This window comes from Microcella flavibacter, from assembly GCF_012530535.1.
In the GTDB taxonomy this organism is placed as follows: Bacteria; Actinomycetota; Actinomycetes; order Actinomycetales; family Microbacteriaceae; genus Microcella; species Microcella flavibacter.
This window is the reverse complement of sequence record NZ_CP051299.1, coordinates 2,255,767-2,266,254: the sequence shown is the minus strand read 5'-3', so window position 1 is coordinate 2,266,254 and position 10,488 is coordinate 2,255,767. Positions and strand designations below refer to the sequence as shown.

The 10,488-nt window shown below is 75.1% G+C and carries 7 protein-coding genes, 1 tRNA gene and 1 other RNA gene; 6 read left to right on the top strand and 3 right to left on the bottom strand.

The window, feature by feature from the left end; translation table 11 throughout:
• Nucleotides 1–568: 568 nt before the first annotated feature.
• Nucleotides 569–1,612, bottom strand: coding sequence for a LacI family DNA-binding transcriptional regulator (locus tag HGB54_RS10775; protein ID WP_228545803.1), 1,044 nt, complete (start codon nucleotides 1,610–1,612; stop codon nucleotides 569–571).
• A 246-nt stretch (nucleotides 1,613–1,858) separates the two neighbouring features.
• Between HGB54_RS10775 and HGB54_RS10770 the strand changes: the two genes are divergently transcribed.
• The gene (locus HGB54_RS10770; protein WP_168916420.1) at nucleotides 1,859–3,025 is read left to right on the top strand and encodes a Gfo/Idh/MocA family protein; all 1,167 of its coding nucleotides are present in this window, start codon (nucleotides 1,859–1,861) and stop codon (nucleotides 3,023–3,025) included.
• A complete protein-coding gene (locus HGB54_RS10765; protein ID WP_168916419.1) occupies nucleotides 3,022–3,870 on the top strand; it encodes a family 43 glycosylhydrolase in 849 nt (282 codons plus the stop codon). The genes HGB54_RS10770 and HGB54_RS10765 overlap by 4 nt, the downstream gene beginning before the upstream one ends.
• Here HGB54_RS10765 and HGB54_RS10760 read toward each other — a convergent pair.
• Nucleotides 3,857–4,468: a beta-galactosidase gene (locus tag HGB54_RS10760; protein WP_228545802.1), complete on the bottom strand. Its 612-nt coding sequence runs from the start codon at nucleotides 4,466–4,468 to the stop codon at nucleotides 3,857–3,859. The two genes, HGB54_RS10765 and HGB54_RS10760, sit on opposite strands and share 14 nt — an antisense overlap.
• 111 nt (nucleotides 4,469–4,579) lie before the next feature.
• Between HGB54_RS10760 and HGB54_RS10755 the strand changes: the two genes are divergently transcribed.
• From HGB54_RS10755 to HGB54_RS10745, 3 genes are all read left to right on the top strand, one after another.
• On the top strand, nucleotides 4,580–6,592 hold the full coding sequence (locus tag HGB54_RS10755; protein WP_168916418.1) for a beta-galactosidase: 2,013 nt from the start codon (nucleotides 4,580–4,582) through the stop codon (nucleotides 6,590–6,592).
• Nucleotides 6,592–7,740, top strand: a complete 1,149-nt coding sequence (locus HGB54_RS10750) for a glycerate kinase family protein (RefSeq protein ID WP_228545801.1) — start codon at nucleotides 6,592–6,594, stop codon at nucleotides 7,738–7,740. Before HGB54_RS10755 ends, HGB54_RS10750 begins: the two co-directional genes overlap by 1 nt.
• A 485-nt stretch (nucleotides 7,741–8,225) precedes the next feature.
• The gene (locus HGB54_RS10745; protein ID WP_168916417.1) at nucleotides 8,226–10,139 is read left to right on the top strand and encodes a helicase HerA-like domain-containing protein; all 1,914 of its coding nucleotides are present in this window, start codon (nucleotides 8,226–8,228) and stop codon (nucleotides 10,137–10,139) included.
• 84 nt (nucleotides 10,140–10,223) lie between these two features.
• Here the strand turns inward: HGB54_RS10745 and HGB54_RS10740 are convergent.
• Nucleotides 10,224–10,311 (bottom strand) — tRNA-Ser (locus HGB54_RS10740).
• Between the two features lie 58 nt (nucleotides 10,312–10,369).
• Here HGB54_RS10740 and ffs point away from each other — a divergent pair.
• Nucleotides 10,370–10,466: signal recognition particle sRNA small type (gene ffs / locus HGB54_RS10735), an RNA gene on the top strand.
• Nucleotides 10,467–10,488: the final 22 nt, after the last annotated feature.

Sequence of the window (10,488 nt, the reverse complement as noted above, 5' to 3'; positions counted from 1 at the left end):
GCGACACCGGGGCGTCCGGTCGGGGAGACCCGGCCGGGCGCCCTCCGGCGCGCGGGCGGCGGCCGACCCGTGCGGTGCGGCCCGGCGGTCGGTGTGCGGGATGCGCGGTCTCGGAGTGCCCGCGATCAGGAGTCCGGGCATCCCGCCGCCGTGTCGTGCGGCAACACGCCGTGCTCGTGCGCTCGACTCCTGATCGCGGGCGGCGGGCGGCGGGCGGCGGCCGGCGGGCACGGGCCGCGGGCGACGGGCGACGGAGGGGATGCTCGGCGCGAGCGTGCCGCAACTCCTGCATTCCGGGCCGTGGTTCGCGGGGTCGCGCGGGGCAGGCAGCGGGGCGCGGCACGAACGCAGGAGTTGCGGCACGCGCGTGCTCGACATCGCGGGTGCGCGCTGGCCGCGGGCGGCGGGCGACGGAGGGGATGCTCGGCGCGAGCGTGCCGCAACTCCTGCATCCCGGGCCGCCGTGAGCGGCGCCGCGCGGCGCGAGCAGCGGGGCGCGGCACGAACGCAGGAGTCGCCGCACACGGGCGGTGAGCGCGCGACGCGGCGGGCCGCGCCCGCGCGACCCCTACCCGCGCGCCGGGGTGCTCGCGCGCAGCACGACCTCGCCGCCGAGGGTCACGAGGGTCGGCTCGTCGCCGCGCGGGCCCGCGAGCGCGAGCTCGATGGCGGCGGCGCCGACCTGCTCGAGCGGCAGGCGCACGGTGCTGAGCGCGGGGGTGACGTCGCGCGCGGTGGAGATGTCGTCGAAGCCGGCGACGGCGAGCGACCCGGGCACGTCGATGCCCTCCTCGCGCAGGCGCGACATGGCGCCGACGGCCATGACGTCGTTGACGGCGAAGAGCAGTTCGGCGTCGTCGAGGCCGCGGGCGAGCAGCTGACCGGCGCCGTCGTAGCCGCCGGCGCGGGTGAACTCGGTCTCGACGACGCGCTCGTCGGGCAGGCTCAGGCCGTGCGCGGCGAGTCCGTCGCGGAACCCGGCGAGGCGGTCGCGCGCCGTCATGAGCGAGCTGACGCCGGTGAGGGCGGCGAACGAGCGGTAGCCCTGGCCGACGAGCGATTCGGCGAGCTCGCGCGCGCCGCCGTAGTTGTCGGTCTGCACGGTGTCGAAGGGCAGCGAGCGCTGCGAGACCATGACGACGCGGCCGCCGGTCGACTCGAAGGCCTGCAGCTCGCGGGTGAGGGCCTCGTCGAGGGCGGCGTCGACGTAGCGGGATCCGGTGAGGATGAGCACGCGCGGCCGCTGCCCGCGCAGCGTCTTGACGAGGTCGAGCTCGCGCTCGGCGCTGCGCTGCGTGATGCCCATGGTCGTGATGAGGCCGGCCTGCTCGGCTCCGCTGAGCACGCCCGCGGCGATGGCGGCGAAGTAGGGGTCGGCGATGTCGCTGACGAGCAGGGCGAGGGTCGACGAGGTTCCCTTGGCGATGGTCTGCGCCGAGAGGTTGGCGACGTAGCCCAGGCGCTCGGCGGCGGCGAGCACGCGGGCGCGGTAGTCCTCGTTGACCTTGCGGGTGCTGCCGTTGAGCGAGCGGGAGGCGGTGGCGAGCGAGACGCCGGCCTCGCGCGCCACGTCGTGCAGCGTCGCGGGGCTGCTGCGCAGGGTGTCGGTCACGACGGGTGCCCCTCTCTTCTCCGTGGCGGCGATGGATGCCCGGCCTGACCCGCGCGATCGCTCGACTCTAACGCGCGCGCGCCGCCGCGCGGGTAAGCGATTGCCCCGGGGTCGCGCCGCGCATCCCTCGACCCCGGATCGCCCGCCGGCCGTACGCTGGGCCGCGGAGCACCCCGTGTACCCTGTCGGATAACGCTTTCCACGATCACGGGCGCGCAGTGCGGCGCCCCGAACCCTCGGAGCCCCATGACCTCCCTCCGCGACCCCCGCACCCTCCGCGCGGGCATCATCGGCACGGGCGCCATCGCCGGCGCTCACGCCCTCGCCATCGAGCGCAGCGGGCTCGGCCGGCTCGTCGGGGTCGTCGACCGCGACCCGGCCGCCGCCGCCGCTTTCGTCGAGCGCATCGCTGAGCCGGCCGCCTCCGCCCCCGCCGGAGCCGCCCCCACGGCCGCCGCCTCTGCCCCTGCCCCGGTCCCCGCGGTCTTCGCCGACCTCGACGGGATGCTCGCCGCCGGCATCGATGTGCTGCACGTCTGCACCCCTCCCGGCGTGCACGTCGAGCAGGCCGTCGCCGCGCTCGAGGCCGGGGTGCACGTGGTGGTCGAGAAGCCGCCCGCCCTGAGCCTCGACGAGCTCGACCGCATGTCGGCCGCGGCGCGGGCGGCCGATCGGCAGCTCGCGGTCGTGTTCCAGCAGCGCACGGGAACCGCCGCCGCCCGCGTGCGCGAGCTGCTGCGCAGCGGGGCGCTCGGCCGACCGCTCATCGCGACCTGCCACACCCTGTGGTTCCGCGACCCGGCGTACTTCGCCGTGCCGTGGCGCGGCAGCTGGGCGACGGAGGGCGGCGGGCCGACCCTCGGCCACGGCATCCACCAGATCGATCTGCTCGCCTGGCTGGTCGGCGACTGGCAGAGCGTGACGGCGCAGCTGTGGCGGCTCGACCGCGAGACCGGCACCGAGGACTCGTCGACGGCGGTCGTGACCTTCGAGGGAGGGCTCGTGGCGAGCATCGTGACGAGCGCGGTGGCGCCGCGCGAGACGAGCTCGATCCGCATCGACACCAAGCGCGCGACGATCACGGTCGACCACCTCTACGGCCACGGGCACGAGAACTGGCGCATCGCCCCGGCCCCGCACGTGAGCGCCGAGGAGGCCGCGGGCTGGGCGCTGCCCGACGCCGGGGAGCGCAGCGGCCACGACCCGCTCGTGCGCGAGGTCTACGCCGCGCTGCTCGCGGGCGAGCCGCTGCCGTCGACGGCGAGCGATCCGGCCCGCAGCTTCGAGCTCGTGACGGCGATCTACGCGAGCGCCGAGCACGGCCGAGCCGTCACCGCCGAGGAGCTGCGCTCCGACGCGCGGTTCCGCGCCGGCCTCGAGAGCACGGTCGTCGAGCGCCGCCCCGGGCGATGAGCGCGCCCGACGGCGCGCGCGACCAGCCAGCCCCCGCCCCGCTGTTCCGCGACCCCGTGCACGACGGCGCGAGCGACCCCACCCTCATCCGCGACCGCGCCACGGGCGAGCTCGTCATGCTCTACACGCAGCGCCGCGCCCGCCACGAGGGCCCCGGCGTCGAGTGGGTGCACGGCAGCCGCATCGGCGTCGCCCGCCGCGGCCCCCGACCCGACGACGCCTGGCGGTACGAAGGCGTGCTCGAGGGCCTCGAGCAGGTGCCCGGCCGGGAGGAGACGCACTGGGCTCCCGAGGTGATCGCCGTGCCGGGCGGCTACCGCATGTTCCTCACGGTGATCGACGGCGCTCCCGATCGGTGGGAGGGGCATCCACGGTCGATCGTCGAGTACCGCAGCCCCGATCTGCGCAGCTGGACGCGCATCGGCCCGCTGCCGCTCGCGAGCGACCGCGTCATCGACGCCTGCGTCGCGCACGGCCCCGACGGCGTCTGGCGCCTCTGGTACAAGAACGAGGCCGACGACTCGACGACGTGGATGGCCGAGAGCGACGACCTCGAGACCTGGCGCGACGGCGGGCGGGTCATCGGCGGGCGCCCGCACGAGGGCCCGACGGTCTTCGCCCTCGGCGGCTGGTGGTGGATGCTCGTCGACGAGTGGCGCGGCATGGCCGTGCACCGCTCGGCCGACGCCGTGACGTGGCACCGCCAGGGCGGCCCCGACGCGGTGGTGCTCGGCCCCGCCGCCGATCCCGCCGCTGCGCGCCCGCTCGACGGCGAGATGGGGCGGCACGGCGCGGCCTTCGTCGAGGGGCCGCTCGCCGCGCTCGTGTACTTCACCGAGCCATAGCGGCGAGCATTACGAGGTGCCCGGGCTGATCGATGAGCTCGTTCTCGAGCTGCACGGCGATGACGGGCGAGGACGGCCCGCACACGCCGGCCAGGTGTGCCCCGAGCGCGGCGAACCACTCCTCGACGCGCGCGAGGTAGGCGGGGTCGTCGGTGCGGTGCCGCACGTCGGCCGCCTGCACCCAGTCGGGCAGGCCGCCGTTGCGCACCTCGCCGTGCACCCACGGGCCGACGCGCAGCACGACGTCGAGGCCCACCTCGGCGGCGAGCGCCACGAAGGCGGCGACGTCGCGCTGCCCGTCGAAGCGGGCCGGACCCGGCTCGGGCTGGTGGTGGATCCAGATGACGTAGCTCGAGACGACGCTCACGCCGCCGGAGCGCAGGAGCTGCAGGCGCTCCCGCCAGTGCCGGCGCGGCACCCGCGTGGGGTGCAGCTCGCCGCTCACGGGGATCCAGGGCCGCCCGTCGCGCTCGACCCGGCCCGGGCCGAGCGCGACGCGGTCGTGGCGGTCGTCGCCGTGCGACATGAGGGGCGTCGGCAGGGAGAGAACCGGGGCGGATGCGCGGATCGTGAGCGCGGCATCCCGTCGCTGCGTCATCGGAGCCTCTCGGATGGGAGCCGCGGGAGCGGAGCGGCAGGATGGGAGCGGAGCGTCGCGACCGGTAGGGTCGGAATACGCTTTCCATTCACTCGACGACGAGGTTAACGCATGCACTACGGAGCCGACTACAACCCCGAGCAGTGGCCGGAGGATATCTGGCCCGACGACGTCGCCCGCATGCGCGAGGCCGGCGTCACGATGGTCAGCCTCGGCATCTTCGCCTGGTCGCGCATCCAGCCCGCCGAGGGCGAGTTCGACTTCGCGTGGCTCGACCGGGTCATCGACCTGCTGCACGCCGGCGGCATCGCCGTGGACCTCGCCACGGCGACGGCCTCGCCTCCGCCGTGGGCGACGACGCGGTACCCCGAGATGCTGCCGCAGGATGCGGATGGGGTGACGTACGGGCCGGGCAGCCGGCAGCAGTACGCGCCCTCCTCGCCGGTGTACCGCCGGCTGGCGGGCGAGTTGGTGCGCGCCATCGGGCGGCGCTACGCCCAGCATCCCGCCGTCGTGCTCTGGCACGTCAACAACGAGTACGGCTGCCACGTCAACGCCGACTACTCCGACAACGCGCGCGACGCCTTCCGCGGCTGGCTGCGAGCGCGCTACGGCACGATCGACGCCCTCAACGCGGCCTGGGGCACGATGTTCTGGTCGCAGCGCTACGGATCCTTCGACGAGGTGCTGCCGCCGCGCAAGGCCCCGTACTCGCACAACCCCGGGCAGGCGCTCGACTTCCGCAGGTTCACGAGCGACGCGATGCTCGAGTGCTACCTGATGGAGAAGGCCATCCTGCGCGAGGTGGGCGCGACGCAGCCCATCACGACGAACTTCATGGGCCCGTTCAAGCCCGCCGACTACGCGCAGTGGGCCCCCCACGTCGACGTCATCAGCGACGACGCCTACCCCGACCCGAACGAGCCCGAGAGCTTCCGCGACGCGGCCATGCAGCGCGACCTCATGCGCTCGCTCAAGCCCGGCACCGGCTGGCTGCTCATGGAGCAGGCCACGAACGCCCTCAACTGGCGGCCGACGAACGCCCCGAAGGCGCCGGGGCAGATGGCGGCGCTCAGCATGCAGTCGGTTGCCCGCGGCGCCGACGGCATCCTGTTCTTCCAGTGGCGGCAGTCCCGGGCCGGGGCTGAGAAGTTCCACTCGGCGATGCTGCCCCACGCCGGTACCGACACCCGCACCTGGCGCGAGGTCACCGGCCTGGGCGAGCGCCTCGCCGCCCTGCCCGAGCTGCCCGTGCCCGGTCGCGAGGCCCGCGTCGCCCTCGTCATCGACTGGCAGAACTGGTGGGCCGTCGAGGCGAGCGACCACCCTGTCGTGCTCGACTACTTGCGCGTCGTGCAGCGCTGGTACCGCGCGCTGCACCGCCGCCACGTCATGGTCGACCTCGTGCCCGCGAGCCGGCTCGACGACGGCTACGACCTCGCGATCGCGCCCGCGCTGTACCTGCTGACCGACTCCGACGCGGCCATCGTCCGCACCTTCGTCGAGGGCGGCGGGCACCTGCTCGCCGGTCCCTTCACCGACGTGGTCGACGAGAGTGACCGGTTCCGCGAGGGCGGCTTCCTCACCCAGCTGGGCGGGATGCTCGGCGTGCGCCTCGAGGACTTCGGCGCGCTCGTCGACCCCGCGTCGCCGGCCGAGGTGCCCGGCGAGCGGTTCGCGCCGCTGCACGGGCCGTTCGGCACGGTGACGGGCACGCTGCTCGCGGAGGAGCTGCACCTGCTCGGCGTCGCCGGGGCGGACGACGCACCCGCCCCCGCCGAGGTCGAGGCCCGCTTCACCGCCGGCCGCCGCGCCGGCGACCCGGCCCTCACCGTGCGGCGTCACGGCCGCGGCTCCGCCCGCTACCTCGCGACCGTGCCCGACGAGCAGGGCGCCGACGCGATCGTCGGGCACGTGCTCGCCGCCGCCGGGGTCGCTCCCGTGCTGCCGGGACTGCCGGCGCACGTCGAGGCGGCGCGCCGCGGCGACGTGGTGACCGTCATCAATCACGCCGCGCATCCCGTCACGGTCGAGGCCGCGGGCGTCGACGTCGAGTCGGGCGAGCGCGTGAGCTCGCTCGAGCTCGAGCCGTTCGGGGTGCGCCTCCTGCGACCGGAGGCCTGATGCGCGTCGTCCTCGCCCCCGACTCGTTCAAGGGCAGCGCCTCGGCCGTCGAGGCGGTCGCGGCGCTCGCCCGCGGGTGGGGCTCGGTGCGCCCCGATGACGAGCTCGTCGCGCGCCCGATGGCCGACGGCGGCGAGGGCACGCTCGACGCCTTCGAGGTCGCGGTGCCGGATGCGCGGCGCATGCCCGTGCGGGTGACGGGCCCCGACTCCCGAGTGGTCGACTCGCACTGGGTGCTGCTGCCTCGCACGGCGACCCGGCCGGCGACCGCGGTCGTGGAGCTCGCCGCGACCTCCGGGCTGACCCTGCTCGAGCATCCCGCCCCCGATGACGCGCATACGCTCGGCTTCGGCGAGGCGATCGCGGCGGCCCTCGATCACCGGGATGCGCAGGGCCGCGGCGTCGACCGTCTGCTGCTCGCGCTCGGCGGCAGCAGCTCGACCGACGGCGGCGCCGGGGCCCTGCGCGCGCTCGGCGCCCGCCTGCTCGACGCGCACGGCGCCGAGGTGCCGCTCGGGCTGCGTGGCCTCGTCTCGCTCGCGACGGTCGACCTCTCCGGCCTGCGTGCCCTCCCGCCCGGCGGCGCCGTCATCCTCGGCGACGTCGACAACCCCCTGCTCGGCGCGCGCGGAGCGGCCGCCGTCTTCGGCCCGCAGAAGGGCGTCGTCGACATCGAGGGGGCGGATGCCGCTCTCGCGCACCTCGCATCCCTCCTGCCGCACGTCGACGCCGCGACCCCGGGTGCGGGCGCCGCGGGAGGCGCCGGCTTCGGCCTGCTCGCCGCCGGCGCCGTCATGTCGAGCGGCTCGCGCCGCATCGCCGAGGCGGTCGCCCTCGCCGAGGCCCTGCAGCAGGCCGATCTCGTCATCACCGGAGAGGGCCGGTTCGACACCCAGACCGCCGCGGGCAAGGCGCCCGCCGAGGTGGCCCGGCTCGCCGCCCTCGCCCGCCCGGCCGGGGTCCCTGTCGCCGTCGTGGCCGGATCTGTGGGCGCCGCGGCGCCGGTCGAGGGGCTCGCCGCGGTGGTCGAGCTCGCGGCGCTCGCTGGCGGCTCCGCCGCCGCCTTCGCTCGGGCCGAGCACTGGCTCGAGCACGCGGGAGCCGCGCTGGCGCGCCGGGCCGACGCCGGGTCGCTCGCGCGGCCCTGAGCCGCGCATCCCGCCCCGCCCCGCTCGCCCGCCTCGCCCTGCCCCGCCCCGCCCGCCCCTCGCCGGCCGTGCACGAATGCAGGAGATCGCGCGCACGGCTGGCGTGTCGAGCGGCGACACGCCGACTTCCGTCACAGAACTCCTGCATTCGTGCACGCCAGCGGCGGGGAGGGGGTTCCCTGCGTGAGCGGTCGATCCCCGGTGGTCGACGCTGCTCCCCGGCTCTCCGCGTGTCGCAACTCCTGCATCCTGGGTCGCGAACACGGCGCGCGGGCGGCTCTGCACCGCACTCGCCACCGTGATGCAGGAGTTACCGCACGCATCCCCGGCCACGGCCGCCCTCCGGCCGATCACGGTGTCGAACGTCGGAGATCCGGGGCGAGGGGAGGCGATCGTGAGGCGAACGGCGGGGGATGCTCGCAGAACTCCGACGTTCGGAACACGAGGGCGTGGTCGGCGTCGACACTGACGCTTAGGCTGACGCCATGAGCGATGCGGCAGCGCAGGTCGAAGCGGCGAAGAAGGCCCTGGAGCAGGCGCAGGCGGCGCTCGCCGCGGCCGAGCAGCAGGCCGCCGAGGCAGCGCAGGCCGCGCAGGCCGCCGCCGCAGCAACCGAGGCAGCAGCGGCCGCCGCCGAAGCCGAGGCCGCCGCCGCGCCGACCGAGACCGTACCCGCCACCCCCGCGCCCGACACGCCCGGCCCGCTCACCCCCGCCGACGTCGACCTCATCCGCGCCGCCTACACCACGACCTCCCCCGTCCTCGAGATGGGAGCCCTCGTCAACGGCGACCCGCGAGCCGACGTCCCGATCCGCATACCCCTGGCGATGACGAACCGCCACGGTCTCGTCGCCGGAGCCACCGGCACCGGCAAGACGAAGACCCTGCAGGTGCTCGCCGAGCAGCTGAGCGCGGCCGGCGTGCCGGTGTTCGCGGCCGACATCAAGGGCGACCTCAGCGGCATCGCCGTCGCGGGGCAGCCGAGCGAGAAGCTGCTCGCCCGCACCGCCGGCATCGGGCAGCACTGGGTGCCCGCGGCGTGCCCCACCGAGTTCCTCGCCCTCGGCGGCATCGGCCACGGGGTGCCGGTGCGCGCGACGGTGTCGAGCTTCGGGCCGCTGCTGCTGAGCAAGGTGCTGGGCCTGAACGACACGCAGGAATCCAGCCTCGGCCTCGTGTTCCACTACGCCGACACCCAGGGTCTCGCACTCGTCGACCTGGAGGATCTGCGCGCGGTCATCCAGTACCTGATCAGCGATGAGGGCAAGCCGGCGCTCGCCGAGCTGGGCGGGCTGGCGAAGGCGACGGCGGGCGTGATCCTGCGCGAGCTGGTCGCGTTCGCGGCCCAGGGCGCCGACGTCTTCTTCGGCGAGCCCGAGTTCGACACCGCCGACGTACTGCGCCTCGCCCCCGACGGGCGCGGCATCGTGAGCCTGCTCGAGGTTCCCGGCGTGGCCGACCGCCCCGCGCTGTTCTCGACCTTCCTGATGTGGATGCTCGCCGACCTGTTCAACGATCTGCCCGAGGTCGGCGATCTCGACAAGCCGAAGCTGGTCTTCTTCTTCGACGAGGCCCACCTGCTGTTCCGCGACGCGAGCAAGGACTTCCTCGCCGCCATCACGCAGACGGTGCGCCTCATCCGCTCGAAGGGGGTCGGCATCTTCTTCGTCACGCAGACCCCGAAGGACGTCCCCGCCGACGTGCTCGCCCAGCTGGGTTCGCGCATCCAGCACCAGCTGCGCGCGCACACGCCCGACGACGCGAAGGCGCTGCGGGCGACCGTGTCGACGTACCCGAAGTCGGGGTACGACCTCGGCGAGGTGCTGACGACGCTCGGCATCGGCGAGGCGATCGTGACGGTCATGAACGAGAAGGGCGCGCCGTCGCCGGTCGCGTGGACGCGGCTGCGGGCGCCGCAGGGCTCGATGGATGCTGCTCCCGAGCCCGTGATCACGCAGGTCATCCAGGCCTCGCCCCTGCTGCCCGCGTACGGAACCCCGATCGACCGCGAGTCGGCCTACGAGATCCTCTCGGCGCGCATGAACGCGGCGGCCGAGGCCGAGGCGGCCCGCGAGCTCGAGGCGGAGGCGGCGAAGGAGCGCGCCCGGCTCGAGAAGGAGGCCGCGTCCGCGGCGACCGCCGAGGCGAAGCGGCAGGCGAAGGCGCAGGCCGACTACGAGCGCACGCTGCGCGACCTCGAGCGCCGCGGCCGCACGACGACGCGCACGCCGACGCGCCGCACCGGCGGCGCGAGCGGCGGCGGAACGGCGGGCGGCGGCGCGGGCGGCGGCTCCGGCGGCCTCGGCGACCTGCTCGGCGGGGCGCTCGGCTCGCGCGCCGGGCAGACGATCGTGCGCGAGGTGCTGCGCGGCATGTTCGGCACGCTCAAGCGGCGCTGACGTTCGAGCGGTGCCGAGCATCCCGAATCGGATGCGGACGCGCGCGCGGATCGTGCGCGGGCGGTCGCGGCGAAGCAGGTGATCTGGCGGAGAATGGGGGATTCGAACCCCCGAGGGCTTGCACCCAACACGCTTTCCAAGCGTGCGCCATAGGCCACTAGGCGAATTCTCCTGGCGGTCGTGCGCGCCGAAGGGCGTGCGACCGGAGGCAACTCTACCGGTAAACTGATCCCGGCTCCTCGCGCGGCGCCATCCAGGCCAACTCCCCCAGGGCGGAAACGCAGCAAGGGTAACCGGGCTCTGGCGGGTGCGCGAGGGGTCCTTTCTCGTCTCCGGGTCCGTCTGCGCG